This is a genomic window from Sphaerisporangium album (assembly GCF_003323745.1).
Classification (GTDB): domain Bacteria; phylum Actinomycetota; class Actinomycetes; order Streptosporangiales; family Streptosporangiaceae; genus Sphaerisporangium; species Sphaerisporangium album.
Genome location: NZ_QOIL01000031.1, coordinates 22769 through 40592, shown reverse-complemented (window position 1 = coordinate 40592; position 17824 = coordinate 22769). Strand labels below are relative to the sequence as shown.

At 67.5% G+C, this 17824-nt stretch carries 15 protein-coding genes; 9 read left to right on the top strand and 6 right to left on the bottom strand.

The window, feature by feature from the left end; all coding sequences use genetic code 11:
- The first annotated feature begins 372 nt into the window (after positions 1–372).
- Positions 373–1776 (top strand): replication initiator, encoded by a 1404-nt coding sequence (locus DQ384_RS36985; protein ID WP_181871622.1) that lies wholly within the window; start codon positions 373–375, stop codon positions 1774–1776.
- A 408-nt stretch (positions 1777–2184) separates the two neighbouring features.
- Here the strand turns inward: DQ384_RS36985 and DQ384_RS36980 are convergent, their stop codons facing one another.
- Positions 2185–2706: an NUDIX domain-containing protein gene (locus DQ384_RS36980; protein ID WP_114033538.1), complete on the bottom strand. Its 522-nt coding sequence runs from the start codon at positions 2704–2706 to the stop codon at positions 2185–2187.
- Complete coding sequence (locus tag DQ384_RS40680) at positions 2696–4021, bottom strand: helix-turn-helix domain-containing protein (protein WP_484378270.1); 1326 nt, start codon at positions 4019–4021, stop codon at positions 2696–2698. The genes DQ384_RS36980 and DQ384_RS40680 overlap by 11 nt, the downstream gene beginning before the upstream one ends.
- 176 nt (positions 4022–4197) lie before the next feature.
- Here DQ384_RS40680 and DQ384_RS44340 point away from each other — a divergent pair, with 176 nt between their 5' ends.
- Positions 4198–4764, top strand: a complete 567-nt coding sequence (locus DQ384_RS44340) for an ATP-binding protein (RefSeq protein WP_114033537.1) — start codon at positions 4198–4200, stop codon at positions 4762–4764.
- 751 nt (positions 4765–5515) lie between these two features.
- Here the strand turns inward: DQ384_RS44340 and DQ384_RS36970 are convergent.
- Positions 5516–6850 carry a sodium:solute symporter family protein gene (locus tag DQ384_RS36970; protein WP_181871621.1) on the bottom strand — a complete coding sequence of 445 codons (1335 nt, stop codon included), beginning with the start codon at positions 6848–6850 and terminating at the stop codon, positions 5516–5518.
- Between the two features lie 247 nt (positions 6851–7097).
- Here DQ384_RS36970 and DQ384_RS36965 point away from each other — a divergent pair, with 247 nt between their 5' ends.
- Positions 7098–9995 (top strand): cellulose binding domain-containing protein, encoded by a 2898-nt coding sequence (locus tag DQ384_RS36965; protein WP_245967044.1) that lies wholly within the window; start codon positions 7098–7100, stop codon positions 9993–9995.
- 76 nt (positions 9996–10071) lie between these two features.
- On the opposite strand, the gene DQ384_RS36960 is transcribed toward DQ384_RS36965, so the two are convergent.
- Positions 10072–11172 carry a hypothetical protein gene (locus DQ384_RS36960; protein WP_147269038.1) on the bottom strand — a complete coding sequence of 367 codons (1101 nt, stop codon included), beginning with the start codon at positions 11170–11172 and terminating at the stop codon, positions 10072–10074.
- A 70-nt stretch (positions 11173–11242) separates the two neighbouring features.
- The gene (locus DQ384_RS41825; RefSeq protein ID WP_181871620.1) at positions 11243–11395 is read right to left on the bottom strand and encodes a hypothetical protein; all 153 of its coding nucleotides are present in this window, start codon (positions 11393–11395) and stop codon (positions 11243–11245) included.
- A gap of 320 nt (positions 11396–11715) precedes the next feature.
- Here DQ384_RS41825 and DQ384_RS36955 point away from each other — a divergent pair, with 320 nt between their 5' ends.
- The 3 genes from DQ384_RS36955 (at position 11716) to DQ384_RS36945 (ending at position 14575) form a co-directional block, all read left to right on the top strand.
- A complete protein-coding gene (locus DQ384_RS36955) occupies positions 11716–12135 on the top strand; it encodes a TIGR02611 family protein (protein ID WP_114033572.1) in 420 nt (139 codons plus the stop codon).
- A 201-nt stretch (positions 12136–12336) separates the two neighbouring features.
- A complete protein-coding gene (locus DQ384_RS36950) occupies positions 12337–13536 on the top strand; it encodes a PucR family transcriptional regulator (RefSeq protein ID WP_245967043.1) in 1200 nt (399 codons plus the stop codon).
- Positions 13537–13741: 205 nt separating this feature from the next.
- On the top strand, positions 13742–14575 hold the full coding sequence (locus tag DQ384_RS36945) for an esterase/lipase family protein (RefSeq protein ID WP_114033535.1): 834 nt from the start codon (positions 13742–13744) through the stop codon (positions 14573–14575).
- 110 nt (positions 14576–14685) lie between these two features.
- On the opposite strand, the gene DQ384_RS36940 is transcribed toward DQ384_RS36945, so the two are convergent.
- A complete protein-coding gene (locus tag DQ384_RS36940) occupies positions 14686–15006 on the bottom strand; it encodes a GroES family chaperonin (RefSeq protein ID WP_114033534.1) in 321 nt (106 codons plus the stop codon).
- A 108-nt stretch (positions 15007–15114) separates the two neighbouring features.
- Here DQ384_RS36940 and DQ384_RS36935 point away from each other — a divergent pair, with 108 nt between their 5' ends.
- From DQ384_RS36935 to DQ384_RS36920, 3 genes are all read left to right on the top strand, one after another.
- The gene (locus DQ384_RS36935; protein ID WP_114033533.1) at positions 15115–15678 is read left to right on the top strand and encodes a DUF1349 domain-containing protein; all 564 of its coding nucleotides are present in this window, start codon (positions 15115–15117) and stop codon (positions 15676–15678) included.
- A 181-nt stretch (positions 15679–15859) separates the two neighbouring features.
- Positions 15860–16681: an SAM-dependent methyltransferase gene (locus DQ384_RS36930; protein WP_114033532.1), complete on the top strand. Its 822-nt coding sequence runs from the start codon at positions 15860–15862 to the stop codon at positions 16679–16681.
- A 338-nt stretch (positions 16682–17019) separates the two neighbouring features.
- The gene (locus tag DQ384_RS36920) at positions 17020–17457 is read left to right on the top strand and encodes an OsmC family protein (protein WP_220183338.1); all 438 of its coding nucleotides are present in this window, start codon (positions 17020–17022) and stop codon (positions 17455–17457) included.
- Positions 17458–17824 lie beyond the last annotated feature (367 nt).

Below are 17824 nucleotides of genomic sequence, written 5' to 3'. Positions count from 1 at the left end.
AGCGGTAGGCCAATAAATTGGCGCGCCAACCGGTCTATAAAACATCGCGCATAAACTTACAAACACTCCAAATTACTCTCGCTGAAAGCATCATCGTCACATCATGCCGTATCTTCGGCATGCCTGCGATGGTGCTTTCGTCTTCCAGTGCGTCGGTGGCTCCCTGCGGTGAAAGGAGCCCCCGCTGGTACCCGATGAATTGGTGCCACATCTCAAGCTTGCTCAGGAGTGGGGCAAGCGAAAGGCCGCTCAGCTACCCGAGTGGTCGCCTGATAAGTGGCGGCGTGTCGCTGCCATTCTCGATGTAGAGATAGACCCGCGTCCGTCTTCTGTCTCCTCTGCTCGTCCCGTCGAGGGCAGGAGGGGTGCCGCGTGACTGAGGCTCACGGCTTCTCTCCCGATATCTATGCCGCTGCTCAACGCGCGTCGATGCCGGACTTCGCCCGGTGGCAACAGATGGTGCGCGCCACTGGTGGCTGTGCTGAGCCGATCCGGCTTCAAGGTCACCGGATCACCTTCGACTCGGCTCTAGAGATCCTGGATGTCTACCGGACGGCGGATGAGCCAACCGGGTACCTGCTCACCGCGTGCGGTAACCGTCGCGCGTCCCGGTGTCCTGCCTGTGCGGAGGTCTACCGGGATGACACCTATCACCTGGTCCTGTCCGGCCTGCGGGGCGGCAAGGGCGTCCCCGAGGACGTAAGCGCGCATCCCCGGGTGTTCGCCACCTTCACCGCCCCCTCGTTCGGCGCGGTCCACGCTCGACGCGAGAAGGACGGGAAGGCACTGCCGTGTCGTCCTAGGCGCGACAACCCGGTGTGCGAGCACGGACGGCCGCAAGGCTGCGGCACACGACATGAGGAAGCAGACCCCCAGGTCGGGCAACCGGTCTGCGTGGACTGCTACGACTATCCCGGCGCCGTGCTGTGGAACGCTCACGCGGGCGAACTGTGGCGGCGCTTCACTCAGGCTCTCCCGGCCGTCTTCGCCCGGCGACTGGGCATCTCACGCGCGCAGCTCAGACAACGGCTGCGGCTGTCGTACGCCAAGGTGGCTGAATATCAGGCGCGTGGCCTGGTCCACTTCCATGCCGTGATCCGGCTGGATGGACCGGACGGCCCTGGGGTGGCTCCTCCGGGCTGGGCGAGCGTGCCCGTCCTCCAGGACGCCATTCGGGAGGCTGCGGCGGTCGTCTCGGTGCCCGTTCGTGATGACGGCTCGTTCGTCGCTCGCTGGGGGACTCAGCTCGACGTGGACCCGATCTATGTCTCTACCTCGCTGGAAGGGGTGGCAGATCAGCGGGTGGCGTCCTACATCGCCAAGTACGCCACCAAGGGCGCGGAAGCCTCCGGGACGGTTGACCGGCCGATCCGGCAGATGCGGGATGTGGCGTTCCTGGATGTCACCGAGCATGCCCGGCGCATGATCTACACGTGTTTCGTGCTGAACGACCTCCCCGAGTACCGGCTGATGCCGCTTCGGCGGTGGGCTCACATGCTCGGTTACCGGGGGCACTTCTCCACCAAGAGCCGCCACTACTCCACCACCTTGGGCACGCTGCGGCAGGCTCGGGCCGATCACCAGGCCGAAGAGGCGCGCAAGCGTCGGGGCCTGCCCGACCCGGCCGAACGGCAGACGGTCACGGTGGGCGAATGGCGGTTCGCCGGAAGCGGCCACAGGGACGGCGAACGGTTCTGGGCTGAGCTGGCACGGCAACGCATCGCCACAGCGCGGCAGATCGTACGGCAACAGGCTCGCGAGCAACCGCCCGGCTAACTGGTGGCTGGCCCCGTGCGGTAGTGGTGTGGCCGGCGCCAATGCGAAGCACCCCGAAGGGGCCGCGAAGCGGTTGGGGCCGGCGACACCACGACGGGATGAAAGAACCCTACGCGCATATGCACGGGTCCTCTCCGCAGCATTCGGCCTGTCTGGCCGTCCCGTTTGCCGTCATCCCGTCCCGTAGGGGAAGCGGGCCAAGGCCACGGGCACAAGACGCAGCGCCCTACCGGACGAACGGTCTTGTGCCCGTGGCCTTGGTCTGCTTGGCTCTGCCCGGGGTGACGGCGAACGGGATGGTCGGGCTCCCGCAGCAACCCTTTACGGTCGTTCGACAACGCTCGTGCCGACCCCGGAGCCGGAGTCCCCCGCCGGAGGCTGTTTTGATCTTGTGCTGGCACCTGGCGCCTACTGCGGGTGACCGTCTTGCAAATATCGGAATTGCCCGGTCGTGAGAGCTTCCAAGGCATTGGTTAGGCGTCGGGTCATATACGGCCGCAACCGCTGTCTAGCCTGCTCGATAGAGCAGAATTCATAGGCTGCAAGTTCTTGATCCGCCAAGTAGAGCGCATCTATATCTCTACTGCTCAACGTGCCACCATCGAAGACGAAGGCAAGCAGGTCATCCCACGGTCCATGAGGCGATTGCCAGTCTACGCATAGCAGTGCGCCAACCTTGACAGAGCATCCCAGCTCTTCGCGCAGTTCACGGCGGGCCGTATCGGCCGGTGGTTCATTTGCCTCTGCCATGCCTCCAGGTAGATCCCAATCAGGCTTGTACTTGGGGTCAACCAGCAATATCCGGCCCGCGTCATCTCGAAGAATTACATCTGCGCTAACACGCTTGCGAGGCTGCTTCGCGTTTCCGGCCGCAAGATAGGAATTCCATGCGTCGGGATCGCGTTCGTAGAGTGGATCTTCAGAGTTCACGGGTGCTCCCGACTTGGCGCTTCTCGTCCTTACTTAGCCACTGGTAGAGCCAAAGGCGTTCCTCAACGACTGCCTCTAGATGAGCGGATAGTTCGCGGGCTGCTTTGCTGTTGACTGCGATACTCGATGTGAGGGCTAGCCTTAAGTTGTTGAGCTGTTTGATGATTAGGAATGAGCCAAGCGATTGCGTGGAGGTCAGCACCTCCTGTGTCACTGCGCACGCCTCATCGAACTTGCCAAGGTGGATGCATGCAGATGCGAGGGTAAGTTGTCCAAATGCGCGGCTACGTGTCCGATGGGCTGGCCTTAGCGAGATAATACGCTCTGCATACCGTCGGGTCTCGACTGGCTTGCCAAGCTGACTCATGCATCGTGCAGCTTCACTAGCCAATGATCCTGCATCAAAATTGCTGACCCAAAGGGACGTCTCATCGACCGACCCGCCTTCTAAAGCTTTCTCCGCGCGTTCAAGTAGCCGAAAACATTCCGCCGTCTTCCCTAAACCAGCAAAACCTCGCGCTTCCATGGCGAATAGGCGTGCGCTCAGGATACCGTTCGGTGAGACACGCAAGATATCTTGGCCTTTGCGGGCAAGCAGGATAGCCTTATCGGCGTTTCGTAGGTAACTTGCCAGATGGCTCTTGCTGCTCAAAATGTGAGCGGTAAGGTGCTGGTCGTTAGCCGCTTTTGTTAGGGCCAAAGCGCGGTCGAAGTGCTGTTCGGCTAACAGGTCGCGTCCTGAGTCGTGGGCCATCCATCCGGCCATCTCCGTAAGGGCGGTTGCCGCCATAAAGAGAGTATCGGATTCATCGCTGTTGACACCGAATAGACGCGGCGCTAGATCTGTCTCCAGATACTTGACGACGCTCGCGTATAGATGTCCGCCGCCCACCTGTAAGTCGGCTGTGCGGAATGCTTTCATCGCTGTCATATCGGCGCTCTGACGGCCCGGATCACCTTTGGTTGGTGGCGAGACTGGCACACTCTCCGTAACCAGCATAGGCAACGGCCCTCGTGGGCCCATGGACTGGTCGGCGGACACATCAGGTGATGCGGCTAGGGTTTCCTCGGAGAAGAGTTCATCCTCATCGATGCCGAGTACGCGGGAGTACAGGATTCGATAAGGATCTTTAGGCTTATGCCTGCCTGCCTCCCAGTCTTTGATCATTCGAATCAGAGACTCGCGCTCGGCTAGGCGTGCGCTAGTGCCTTCCGCAGCATCGGCAAGCTCTCTGGCCATCTCCCGTTGTGTCCACGTCTTCTTGCGCCGTCCGGCGCGGAGTCGCGTAGCCCAAGGCGGCCGAGCTTTGCCCATCGCATGCGCTCCTTAGGGGAGACTGCCTGTCTCCCCCAGTCTCCCCCACTCTCACTGTCGGTGCATCCACATGCCGCGATGTCATGGGTGACGCCAGACATGGCGGGACCCGCAGGCGCCGTTAACGCCGTACGGGTCCCTGAACCGCACACATCGGACACTCGGAGGTGCGATCCATGCGGGATCCTAAGACATTGGAGGATAAACGCAACTCGGACATGTCGGGAATCCTCTTAGGCGTCACCGAACTACCTGCGTCACCGGAAAGCGTCATTAAGGCGCGTACATTCGTCCGCATCCGACTCGGAGCTGATCATCCAGCACTAGAGGACGTCACATTGCTGACGTCGGAGGTGTTCACGAATTCGGTGATGCACTCGGACTCACGGCACAGCGGAAGTGTCATGGTTGCACTGGCCGAGTGTTGGGACCGAATTCACGTGGACGTCGTTGATGCCGGAGGTAAGTCGTTCCCGCGTGTTCAGGCTGACATCCTGGGTGAGGGTGGGCGTGGGCTTATGCTCGTTGATCTGATATCGGATCAATGGGGTGTCTACGAGGACAATGCCGGGCGCACGGTGTGGTTTCAGGTGGCCTACAGCCGGACGCGCACGGATTCCCGGGAGAATCCTATTCAGGCAACGGCGAGACGGGCAGCTTGCACGGTAGCCCAAAGCCTCAATGCGGAAAGAGGCGAGCGCGGACCTGCACCGGATGCCTGCGATGGCCCCGGTACGGGATAGGGCATGGGGACGAATAAACGGAAGCTGGGTCATCAACTCTGGTGGAACGACTGGCGCGGAATGTGTTCATGTCGGTTCGAGTGAGGTCTCGGATACCGCGCCATTAGGCGTTTCACTGGAGGATCCTCGGAGGTTCGAATCCTTCCGTCCCTGCGAGGAGAGGAGGTAAGCCTATCGACTGAATTGATCAGGGAAAGGATACGTCAATGCGTGCTGTGGGCCCCCGGATCCGCTGCCGGGGGTTCACTTCGAGCCGAAGTCCTCATATGGAGGGCGCGCTGTGGTACGTCCAGGGTTACCCAAGAGGTCTGCTTTTTCTCGGCGGTTCCGCATGGTCGTGGGGGCTGTGGCGGAATGGCTGCGAGATGCGCCACGAGATCAGTTGTCTTTCTAGGGCACGGACACGCACGGTGGATTGAGTCCCCCTGAAGCTGGGGCGGCGACGCGGTGACTTCCCCCGACCCGCGTTGTCGCCCCATCCATTGCCTGAAGGCGGCAGCGTTCCGGGGTGCGGCGGGTTCGCGCGGTGTGGCGCATGCTCGGTACGGCGGAGCGGCCCGTTGCTGCCGCCGCCGGGACCGGCCCCCAGGCCGCACGCCCGGCGAGCGGCAGAGCTACGGGCCGGGTGCGGCGGCGCGGAGCGCTGCCGCCTTGACCATGTAGAGAAGATCCTCGCCGATGTGTGCCTGCATGACGAGATGATCGTGCCGGTGGTGCCGGTGCATCTCGGGCTGGACGGGTGTTTGTGCTGCTAGATCGGCTCGGGGCTCGGTGCTTGGCGGCAAATGACCTGTGTACGTGAGTTGCGTGAATGCATGTACTGGAAGTAGTTCATGATGTTGCTGAACCCGGACGCGATCAGCGCGGCGCCGATGCCGAGGACGACGCCGCCGACGGTGGCCAGGCGCCCGAGCCGCAGGTAGTACTCGTCGGGCATGTCCTTCTTCACGTGCGAGCGCCAGATGTCGTAGGTGAAGACCGTGTTGAGGCCGCTGATGTTGGCCGCCACGCCCGCCATGAACGACGCCAGCAGGCCGGTGATCGCGACGCCGAGCACGCCGTTCGGCAGCAGGTCGCCCATCAGCAGCGGGATCGCGTAGTTGTACTGCGGGCCGCCGGGCTTGCCGAGGTCGCTGAACAGCACGAGCGCGACGAGGCCGGGGATCACGGTGACGGCGGGGATCATCAGCTTGGGGTAGGCGGCGACGATCGGCGTGAGGCGCGCGGCCGTGGTGTTGCGCGCCGAGAGCCCGCGCTGCACCTCGGCGAAGTTCGTCGTCCAGTACCCGAAGGACAGGACGAAGCCGAGGCCCAGCACGATGCCGATCCAGTGCGCCCCGAGCGGGTTGCCGTCGGCCGATCCGGTGCCGGCCCACGCGTGGAGGCCGGGGTCGCCGAGGGCGGACTGCCGCACCTTGTCGGCCAGCCCGGAGAACCCGCCCACCTTGACCAGGCCGAGCACGGTGACGGGGATGAGCCCGGCGAGGATGACGAAGAACTGCATCACCTCGTTGTAGATCGCCGAGGACAGGCCGCCGAGGACGACGTACACGAGCACGATGGCCGCCGACACGACGATCGACAGCAGCAGCGGCCAGCCGAGCAGCGCGCCCATGACCAGCGCCAGCGCGTACAGGTTGATGCCGGCGATCAGGACCTGCGCGAGCGCGAAGGTGATCGCGTTGAGCAGCTGGGTCTGGCCGTTGAAGCGGCGCCGCAGGAAGTCGGGCACACTGTGGACCTTGGACCGGTAGTAGAACGGCATCATCACGATGCCGAGGAAGACCATCGCGGGGACGGCCCCGATCCAGTAGTAGTGCACCGTCGCGACGCCGTACTGCGCGCCGTTGGCGGCCATGCCGAGGATCTCGGTGGCGCCCAGGTTGGCGGACAGGAACGCCAGGCCGGTGATCCAGGCGGGCAGCGACCGGCCCGACAGGAAGAAGTCGAGGCTGGTGCGGACGGCCCGGCGGGCGGCGAAGCCGATGCCGAGCACGGTGACGAAGTAGAGCGCCAGGACGAGGTAGTCGAGCAGGTTGACGTCGAGTCGCAGGTCCTGCGCCGCGAGAGCGAGGTGATCTGGCACGAACCTCCGTTACCCGTAAATTTCATGGATTCACCTGCCATTTCTGGGCCTGTGCGGGCCATGACCTGCGGATCTCCGGAAGCCCCTCCGGTGGCCGGTTGACGCCCCGGTGGCCGTGTGTGAACCTCCGGCCGGGGCTCTTGGGCCCCCGTTTCACCATGCACTCACGGGAGGTCGACGGTCGGGGTCCCACCTGATCGTGCATGGCGGGTCGTCCGCGTTCGAAGAAATTCGAAGGGAACCGTTCATGCGCAGGAAGCTCCTCGGCATGCTCCTGATGGCGCTGGCCGCGTCGTTCCTGGTGGGCCTCAAGGCGCCGCCCGGCTCGGCCGCCGCGTCCGAGCCCTACACCTTCCGCAACGTCCAGATCGGCGGTGGCGGGTTCGTCCCGGGCATCGTCTTCAACCAGACGCAGAAGGACCTCATCTACGCCCGCACCGACATCGGCGGCGCCTACCGCTGGAACCAGGCCACGCAGACCTGGATCCCGCTGCTCGACTGGGTCGGGTACGACGACTGGGGTCTGAACGGCGTCGCCAGCATCGCCACCGACCCGGTGGACCCGAACAAGGTGTACGTGGCCGCCGGGATGTACACCAACTCCTGGGACCCCAACAACGGGGCGATCTTGCGCTCCGCCGACAAGGGGGCCACCTGGCAGAAGACGGCGCTGCCGTTCAAGCTCGGCGGCAACATGCCCGGCAGGGGCATGGGGGAGCGGCTGGCGATCGACCCCAACAAGAACGGCGTCCTGTACCTCGCGGCGCCGAGCGGGAACGGCCTGTGGCGCAGCACCGACTCCGGCGTCACCTGGGCGAAGGTCGCGAACTTCCCCAACGTCGGCAACTACATCGCAAGCCCTGGAGACGCGTACCTCGGTGACAACCAGGGCGTGGTGTGGGTGACGTTCGACAAGCGGACCGGCACTTCGGGGAACGCCACGCAGACCATCTATGTGGGCGTCGCCGACAAGAACAACACCGTCTACCGCACCACCAACGGCGGCACGACCTGGGAGCGGATCGCCGGGCAGCCGACGGGCTACATCGCGCACAAGGGCGTGCTGGACACCACCAACGGCTACCTGTTCATCGCCACCAGCGACACCGGCGGCCCGTACGACGGGGGCAAGGGCGACGTCTGGCGGTACGCGACCGCGACCGGCGCCTGGACGCAGGTCAGCCCCGTCCCCTCCAGCAGTGCCGACGACTACTTCGGCTACAGCGGCCTCAGCGTCGACCGCCAGCACCCCGGCACGCTCATGGTCGCCACCCAGGTGTCCTGGTGGCCGGACGTGATCTTCTTCCGCAGCACCGACTCCGGCGCCACGTGGACGCGCGTGTGGGACTTCACCAGCTACCCCAACCGCTCCTTCCGCTACAAGATGGACATCTCCGCCACGCCGTGGCTGACCTTCGGCAGCAACCCCTCCCCGCCGGAGACCTCGCCCAAGCTCGGCTGGATGACCGAGTCGCTGGAGATCGACCCGTTCGACTCCAATCGCATGATGTACGGCACCGGAGCCACCATCTACGGCACCACCGACCTCACCAAGTGGGACACCGGCGGGCAGTTCACCATCAAGCCCATGATCATCGGACTGGAGGAGACCGCGGCCCTCGACCTCATCAGCCCGCCGACCGGCGCGCCGCTGATCAGCGGCCTCGGCGACATCGGCGGGTTCCGGCACGACGACCTGACCAAGGTCCCGGCGATGATGTTCACCCAGCCCGTCTTCACCAGCACGACCAGCCTGGACTACGCCGAGACCAATCCGGCCGTCATGGTCAGGGCCGGCAACTTCACCGACTCCGACCGGCCGGGCGACAGCCACGTGGCCTTCTCCACCGACGGAGGGAGCAACTGGTTCCAGGGCACCGAGCCGGGCGGCGTCAACAACGGCGGCACGGTCGCGGCCGCCGCCGACGGCAGCCGGTTCGTCTGGGCCCCGGGCGACTCCGGCGCGCCGGTCGTCTACTCGGTGGGCTACGGCAACACGTGGACCCAGGCGTCCGGCGTCCCGGCGAACGCCGTCATCGAGTCGGACCGGGTCAACAGGAACAAGTTCTACGCCTACTCCGGCGGCGGCTTCTACGTCAGCACCAACGGCGGCGCCACCTTCACCAGGACCGCGGCCACCGGCCTGCCCGCCAGTGGCGCGCGCTTCAAGGCGCTGCCGGGGGCCGAGGGCGACATCTGGCTGGCCGGTGGCACCGCGGGGTTGTGGCACTCCACCAACTCCGGAGCCTCGTTCACCAAGGTCGCCGGCGTGGCCGAGGCGAACAACGTCGGCTTCGGGAAGGCCGCGCCCGGAAAGACCTACCAGGCGCTCTACCTGATCGGCCGGATCGACGGGGTACACGGCGTCTACCGGTCGGACGACACCGGCGCCGCCTGGGTGCGCGTCAACGACAACCAGCACCAGTACGGCAACTTCGGCGAGGCGCTGACCGGTGACCCGCGTATCTACGGCCGCGTCTACATCGGCACCAACGGCCGCGGCGTCGTCTACGGCGACCGCACCGGCGGCGGCACCCCGGACACGACCGCACCGTCCCGTCCGGGCACGCCCGCCGCTTCGGCGATCACCGCCTCCGGGGCGACGCTGACGTGGGCGGCCTCGACGGACAATGTCGGGGTGACCGGGTACGACGTGTACCGCGAGGCCGGGGCGACCGACGTGCCGGCGGGGTCGGCCACGGGGACGTCGTTCGCGCTGACCGGGTTGTCGGCGAGCACGTCGTACACGTTCTACGTGGTGGCGCGCGACGCGGCGGGCAACTCCTCGGCGGCGTCCACGCCCGTCACGTTCACCACGACCGCCGGCGGCGGAGGCCCCGGGGGCGGGTGCTCGGCGACCTACACGGTGACGAACTCCTGGCAGGGCGGTTTCCAGGGAGATGTGTCCGTCAAGAACACCGGCACCTCGGCGATCACCGGCTGGACGGTGAAGTGGACCTTCACGGCCGGCCAGACGATCACGCAGCTCTGGAGCGGCGTCCTCACCGTGTCAGGGGCCGACGTCACGGTGAAGAACGCCTCCTACAACGGCGCCCTGGCGACGGGCGCGTCGACATCGTTCGGGTTCGGCGGAACGTGGACCTCGTCCAATCCGGTGCCCACGGTGACCTGCACGGCGGGCTGATCCGAGCACGGCGGGCCCGGCGCCTCGTACGGCGCCGGGCCCGCACCCGGTCAGGACGGAGACCGGAACGTCCGTGTCAGAAGGCGGACACGTACGTCACGAACGACGGCTGGTTGACCCGCGTCGTGGCGTTGTAGCAGGCGACGTCGCGCACCAGGGCGTCGCCGCCGAACGTGGCCCACGTGGTGAGCAGGTTGCAGTACTCCGGCCCCGTCCCGTACGCGGTCACCTGGACGTCGTCCTGCAGCACGCCGACGCCGTGGAAGGTGACCAGGCGCAGGCCGACCCCGGCGCCCAGGATGTCGTTGGTGAAGGGCGGCTGCGAGTTGTAGTTCACCGCGGGCGGCACCGGCATGTACGGCCCGGGGTTGGCGGGCACGTTGTCGAAGGTGTAGGCGAAGTTCTTCGGCGGGATCCCGGCGCCCGTGATCGCCCGCTCACGCTGGTAGGTGAGGTTCCAGCCGGCGTTGAACGGGGCGTTGGTGGCGTTGTGGCACCGGACGGTCACCTTCTGCTCGGCGGAGGTCGGCGTCCAGTCACTGGCCTTGCACCGGGCCGGGTTGACCGGGTCGACCGAGGTGACCTGGATGTTGCCCGCCAGGCCCGTCGATCCGAGCCCCGGCAGGCGGACGCTCCACACGCCGACGCCGAGCGGCGTCACCGTGTTCACGGCCCCTGCGGAGTTGTACTGCGAGCCGATGCCGCCGCCGGCGGGCTTCCAGTGCACGTAGCCGAACGCCTTGGGAGCGGGCAGGAGGCCGGTGCTTTCGGAGAAGACGATGGAGAACGGGGTGAACAGGGGGGTGCCGCCGTACTTGTAGCACTGCACCGCCACGACCTCGTCGGCGCCGACCATGGTCCACTTCTGGACCTGGCACCACTGGGCCGAGTCGCTCATCGCCGTGACGTGCACGACCCCCCCGCTGGGGATCCCGATGTTCGGGAACCTGACGTACACCTGCCCCACGCCGCCGGGGCTGACCGTGACGGTGGGACCGGCCGGCCAGCTCCCCGCCTGGTGGTTGAGGTCCGGGACGCCGGAGGTGACGTTGACGACGGCGAACCCCCAGCGGTTGGGCGTCGCGGCGTGGGCGCTGGTGCCGGCCGCGGTGAGTCCTGCGGCGAGCATGGCGGCGACGCAGAGGAATCTGAGTAATACCTTTCGTAACTGGCGCATGTCGTTCTCCATCGAGGTGGCGGGGTTGGATCCATCGGGCTCGGGCTGTTGTGGTCGGGAGCCGTCGCCGTCAGAGGGCCGACGTGTTCTGGACGGTGTTCGGGAGCACTGGGGCGTAGTCGATCGCGCCCCAGGCGACGTCTACGTAGGCGAAACCCCGCAGTCCGGGGACGACCGTCAGGGCGGGGCTGGCCGGGAGGAGCCCGGCCGCGGGTTTTGGCACGATGCAAACCGGCCGCGGGATGACGTTCCGTTAGCGACGCACGCGTCCTCCATCCATGCCTGAGGCCATGGGTCGTCCGCGATGCCAGGGACTCCGGCACCAGGTGATCATGGATGGAGCGCCGCCCTCACACGTCCACTTGCGCTTTTGATAACCCGCCCGCCGGTTCTTGAGAAGACCCAACCTTGCCGCAGGTCCCGACAGTGGTCAGGCCACAGGTCAGCCGACCGTCGTCGCGCGTCGCCCCGGCGGCGCGCCCGGGCAGCCGGGACGGCGACATAGTCTGGACCGCGACAGGGATGTGAGCACAGGGGGTGCCGGTGGCCGTCACCGACGAGAGGCGCGGCGACGCCGAAGAGCGTGCGGGCGTCACGAGCTGGCTGGACGGCGTGCGCGCGACCCGCACGGGGCGGCTCACGCTGAAGATCGTCATCGGCGTGGTCGGCGCCGCGCTGGTGATCGGCGGCCTGCTCCTCGTCCCCCTCCCGGGCCCGGGCTGGCTGATCGTCTTCGCCGGCCTGGCCGTCCTCGCCACCGAGTTCGCCTGGGCGCACCGCCTGCTGGAGTTCGCCAAGAAGACCCTCTCGGCCTGGACCGACTGGCTGAAACGCCAGAACTGGCCCATCCGCATCCTCGTCGGCGCCGTCACCCTCGCCGCGGCCGCCGTCCTCGTCTGGTTCATGCTCGAACTCACCGTCGGCATCGACCTGGTGCAGGAGGCCCGCGACCTCCTCTCGTGAGGGCACCTCAAGGGCGGTCGCCTGATCCGTCCATGTACAGGGTGGTTCGCGTAGGTACTGGATTGTCACCTGGGTGCACAGGAAGTCAGCGGGAAATGTGATCTGAGGCGTGAAGAATGTCGCCGTGGCCGGAATGATCCCCGGCGGCAGACGTTCCGCCGGACCAGAGGTGCATCGGGTGAGCGCCATCGAGAGGCACGGGTGAGCGGCGCGGTCGCTCCGGCACTGTCACATGTGCCGCGGGAGTTCGCCGACGTCGTGCGGGAGCACCTCGGGGAGCTCACCGAGGAGATGATCGGCGAGATCCGGGCCGGTGTGCCCGAGTACTCGCGGCCGGGGGACGAGAAGTACGTCAAGGCCGTGCGGCGCGCGGTCGAGGAGGCGCTCCGGCAGTTCGTGGTCCGGGTGGCCGACGACGGCGCCGGCAAGGGGCGGCTGCTGGAGGTCTACCGCGCCATCGGCAAGGGAGAGGCCGCCGAGGGCCGTCCGCTGGACTCGTTGCAGGCGGCGCTGCGCATCTGCGCCCGGGTGGCCTGGCGCCGCCTCGCGCTGGAGTCCGAGCGGCTGAACCTGTCGCGGCGACGGGTGTGCGAGGTCGGCGAGGCGATCCTGGTGTACCTGGACGAGATCGCCGCCGCGGCCGCCGAGGGATACGCCGAGGCGCAGATCAGGGTCGCCGGAGAGCTGGAGCTGCGCCGCCGCCGGCTTCTCGACCTGCTGCTGAGCGATCCGCCCGCCGACCCGCGCGCCGTCGGCGACCTGGCCAGGGCGGTGCGGTGGACGGTGCCGAGGACGGTCGCCGGGGTGGCCCTGGCCGTCCGCGCGCCGGGCGTGGGCGGGCGGCCCGCGTTGCCGCCGGACGTGCTGGCCGACCTGGACCGCGCGCAGCCGTGCCTCGTGCTGCCCGACCCCGACGGCCCCGGCCGGGCGGGGCTTCTGGACGCGTCGCTGCGCGACTGGGTGGTCGCCGTCGGGCCTTCCGTGCCCGCGCACGAGCTGGCGCAGTCGCTCAGGCTCGCCCGTGAGGCGCTCGCGCTGGCACGGCGCGGGGTGCTGGCGTCCTCGGAGCCCATCCGCTGCGCCGACCACCTGTCCACGCTGATCATCTTCAGGGACGAGGCGCTGGTCCGCGTCCTGCGGCGGGTGCGGCTGGCGCCGCTGGGCCACCTGCGCCCGGCCCAGCGCGACCGCATCGCCGAGACGCTGCTGGCGTGGTTGCAGTGCGGCTACAACGCCAACGAGGTCGCCGCGCGGCTGCACGTCCATCCGCAGACGGTCCGTTATCGGCTGCGGCAGGCGACGGAGCTTTTCGGGGACCGGTTGAAGTCGCCCGACGACCGTTTCGAGCTGGAAATAGCGCTCCGCGCCCGGGCGCTGGCCTCACGGGCCGAGCGGCGCTGAGAAGCCGCCGCGTGTGAACGGCCGCGCGTGCGGCCGGGGCGCAGGTGAGTTCCTTTCTTCATGCCCTGATTCTGTTTTGTCATTTCGGTGACACACTTCGCGGCGCCTTTCGCCGGTGGTGACAAGCTATTCGCGCCTTTTCCCGCTTAACTTTCCTGGCATTCGGCGGCAACACGCTTTTAATCGCTGGAAAGGCGGGCAGGGCATGCGTTTTCGCGTCGCCGTCTCGGTGCTGGCCGGGGCCGTGCTGTTGAGCTCGATGTTCACCGGCACCGCACGCGCCGAGACCTCCCCCCAGGGGGCGAACGACTGGACCTGCGCGCCGTCGGCCGCGCACCCGCGTCCGGTGGTCCTCGTCCACGGGACCTTCGCCAACATGGCGCTGAACTGGCCGAGCCTGTCGCCGGGGCTGAAGCGCCGCGGCTACTGCGTCTTCGCGCTCAACTACGGCGGCACGCCCGGGGCCGTCGTCCAGGGCACGGGGGACATCGCGCGGTCGGCCGGACAGCTCTCGGCGTTCGTGGACCGGGTGCTGGCGGCCACGGGGGCGGCCAAGGTGGACATCGTCGGCCACTCCCAGGGCGGGATGATGCCGCGCTACTACCTGAAGTTCCTCGGCGGCGCAGCCAAGGTCCGCAAGCTGGTCGGCATCACCCCGTCCAACCACGGGACGTCGCTCAGCGGCCTGGTCGCGCTCGGCGACCTGCTCGGCATCACCGGGCCGATCGTCGCCGCCTGCCCGGCGTGCGGGCAGCAGATCGCCGGGTCGGACTTCCTGGCGGCGCTGAACTCGGGCGGCGAGAGCGTCCCGGGCGTGGCCCAGACGGTGATCGCCACGCGGCTGGACGAGGTCGTCACGCCGTACACCTCGTCGTTCCTCAGCGGGACCGGGGTGAAGAACATCCTGCTGCAGAGCGTGTGCCCGCTGGACCTCAGCGCCCACCTGGGCGTGACCGTCGACCCGGTGGTGCAACGGCTCGTCCTGGACGAGCTCGACTCCCCGCGCGGGGCGATCAACTGCCTCTACCCGCTGGGCTGACCCAGGGCTGACCCGTGCGCCACGGCTCCCGGCCGCACCGCCGGGGGAGGTGGCGCATCCGCGCTCTGGCGAGGTCACGGTCCGGCAGGTCGCGGCCCAGGGGCGCGGTGTCAGAGGTACAGGCCGGTGCCCTGCTCGGACTGCGGGGTGGCGACGGCGTGCAGGTCGCGCTCGCGCATGACGAGGTAGACCTGGCCGTGGACCTCGACCTCGTACTGGTCCTCGGAGTTGAACAGCACCTTGTCGCCCACCTTGACCAGGCGCGCGTTGGCCCCCACGCCGCACACCTCGCCCCAGATGAGCCGGTTGGCCATCGTGACGGTCGCGGGGATGACGATGCCCGCCGAGCTGCGGCGTTCCTCGTGGTCCTGCTCGACCTTGACCATGACGCGATCGTGGAGCATCTGGATCTCGAACTTCGGGTCAGCCACGTCTGAAGCTTATTCGGCCGGAGCGTGAACAGTGACCCCTGGACCGCCCTGCCCGACAACTGCGTCCCGTCTGTCGGAGATCGGTATGGTTTGCGCAGGAGGCACTACATGAGCCAGGACTTCACCGGATGGCAGTGGATCAACGAGCCCGCGAAGTGGTCGCCGGGAACGGCGGGGGACGACCTGGTCGTCACCGCCGACGCCCGCACGGACCTGTGGCGGGTCACCCACTACGGGTACAGCTACGACACCGCGCATCTCTTCGGCACGACCGTTACCGGTGACGCCCGCGTCACCACGACCTTCCAGGCTCCCTGGGCCGCGCAGTACGACCAGGCGGGCGCGATGCTCCGCATCGACGAGAAGAACTGGATCAAGGCGGGCGTCGAGTACGTCGACGGGCGGCTCAACGTGAGCGCGGTGGTGACCCGCGACTTCTCGGACTGGTCGGTCGCCCCGGCGCTCGGGGCCGCCGAGACGATCACGGTCGACCTGGCGCGCGAGGGCGACACGGTGATCGTGCGGTACGGCTTGGACGGCGCGGAGCCGGTGACCATGCTCCGGCTGGCGTACTTCCCTCCAGGGGTGCCCGCCCTGGCCGGCGTCATGTGCGCGGCTCCCGAAGGTGAGGGCTTCGAGGTCAGGTTCACCAGTATTAGCGTTTCGTCATAGTTTGCGCTCGTACATCCACTTTTGGTCCTGCTTTATCGTGTTTCGGGGACGTGATCCGCGGTGTCGGGCCGTAGCATGGGCGTAGTCGTCGGCCTTGACGGTTTTCGGGGGGCCTCGACGGAAAATCTCCGTACCGAACCGCTACAGCGCGCTCGGACTCGTGTGCGGCCGAGGAGTTGACATGACCGACGAGACCCCGCGGGGGCCCGCGGGTCTTGACACCGGCCGCCCCAACCTGGCGCGGATGACCGACTACTTGCTGGGCGGCAAGGACAACTTCGCCGTCGACCGGGAAGCCGCCGAGCAGATCCTGTCCGTGGCGCCCGAGGTCCGCACCATGACCCGCGAGACCCAGGCGTTCCACGTGCGGGCACTGCGTTACCTCGTCGAGCACGGGGTCACGCAGTTCGTCAACATCGGCATGGGCCTGCCCAGCCAGTTCAACACCCACCAGATCGCCGAGGCGCTGACCCGCGAGCCGCGCACGGTCTACGTGTCGCGTGACCCGGTCGTGCTCTCGCACTCCCGTGCGTTGCTCGCCACCGACGACTCCCGCACGGGGGTCGTCGAGGGCGACCTCCTGCATCCCGCCGAGCTGGTCGCCGACCCGGTGCTGCGCCGCGTGATCGACGTGGAGCGTCCGGTGGCGATCGTGACGCTCGGCATGCTGCAGTTCACGCCGGACTCCGACGACCCGTTCAAGCGGGTGGCCGAGCTGCGCGACTGGATGCCGGTGGGCAGCCACCTGGTCGTCGCGCACGCCGTGCTGGACTCCCGTCCCAAGGAGGCGCGGCCGGTCGTGGACGTCTACCAGCGGGTCCTCAACCGCACGGAGGACGCCTCCCGCACGCGCGAGCAGGTACTCGGCTTCTTCGAGGGGCTGACGATGGTCGAGCCGGGGCTCGTCTACCTGCGGCAGTGGCGTCCGGACAACCCGCTGGCCGTCCACCGGCCCGAGGCGATCTGGATGGTCGGCGGCATCGGCCGCAAGGACGAGGCCTGACCCCGGCCCCGGGCTTCCCGGCCATGGGCACCGCAGTCTTCATGCCCTCGTAGTCCTGCGCGAGGCCGGCCTGGTGCGCATGCGCCCGGACGCCCAGCGGCGGGTGTACGAGCTGCGGCTGAAGCCGGCCGGTCGTGGTCGGAGGTCGTCGGCCCACGTCAGGACGTTCGTCCGGCGATCCGCGGGCGAAGTCCCCTACCGGCCGGGGGGCGTCAGGCGAAGGGTGGAGGAAAGAAGGACCGGCATGCGAGGGGATGCGTGGACGCTCCTCACGGAGTGTGGCGCGGCGATCTCCGATCGCACGCTCGTACGAAGCCATCCGTCCTGTGGAGCCATCCGTGGAACATGACCGGAACGGCACGCTGCACGTGGTCTGGAGCGGCGGAGACCGCTTCGACATCAAAGTCCGCCACCACACGATCCGCATCGACGAATCCATGGAGTTCGGCGGGAGCGACACGGGTCCCGCCCCTGTCGAGTTGTTCATCGGGAGCCTCGCGGCGTGCGTCGCGCACCGTGCCGAACGTTATCTGCGTCGCTGCCAGCTTCCCGCGGGCGTGAGGGTGACCGCCGACTACGAGATGGGCCTGCGCCCGGCGCACGTGAGCCGTATCGAGTTGATCGTCGAGGCTCCGGGCGTTCCCGAGGGGCTGCGGGAGTCGTTCTGCAACGTCATCCGGCACAGCGCCGTCGACAACTCGCTACGGCTGCAACCGGAGACGACCTACGAGATCCGTATCGCGGACGGCGTCGAGACCCTCGGTACCCGGCGTTGAGGCGACGGCGCTCGCCTCAGCCTTCGTCCAGAACTTCCGAAGCCTGCCCGGCCGCCACGGCCCCGGTCAGCGGGGAAGGTCCTCAGGTGGCGGGACTTTGGGCACACATGCGGGCCGGGTCGACGGCACACTCCTGCCCGCACCGGAGCGGCGGCACCGTCCACACCACCGGCAGACCGGAGACATCGGCGGAACAGGGCCAACGCCCCTCTCACCGGGGGCCTTCCGTCCCTATGAGGCGGTACTCGGCAGGCGGTGTGCTGGAAGGGATCGGCCGCCGGGCCGAGGAGCCGATCACGCGGAAGAACGTGCCCGCCTCCGCGCCGGCGAGCGGGAAACGCGGGACGGGACCTCGGTGGCGCCTGGA

Excerpts from the sequence above, each read along its gene's own strand:
- DQ384_RS40680 (WP_484378270.1), bottom strand. The coding sequence starts at position 4,021 with ATGGGCAAAGCTCGGCCGCCTTGGGCTACGCGACTCCGCGCCGGACGG.
- DQ384_RS44340 (WP_114033537.1), top strand. The coding sequence starts at position 4,198 with ATGCGGGATCCTAAGACATTGGAGGATAAACGCAACTCGGACATGTCG.
- DQ384_RS36965 (WP_245967044.1), top strand. The coding sequence starts at position 7,098 with ATGCGCAGGAAGCTCCTCGGCATGCTCCTGATGGCGCTGGCCGCGTCG.
- DQ384_RS36960 (WP_147269038.1), bottom strand. The coding sequence starts at position 11,172 with ATGCGCCAGTTACGAAAGGTATTACTCAGATTCCTCTGCGTCGCCGCC.
- DQ384_RS36945 (WP_114033535.1), top strand. The coding sequence starts at position 13,742 with ATGCGTTTTCGCGTCGCCGTCTCGGTGCTGGCCGGGGCCGTGCTGTTG.
- DQ384_RS36935 (WP_114033533.1), top strand. The coding sequence starts at position 15,115 with ATGAGCCAGGACTTCACCGGATGGCAGTGGATCAACGAGCCCGCGAAG.
- DQ384_RS36930 (WP_114033532.1), top strand. The coding sequence starts at position 15,860 with ATGACCGACGAGACCCCGCGGGGGCCCGCGGGTCTTGACACCGGCCGC.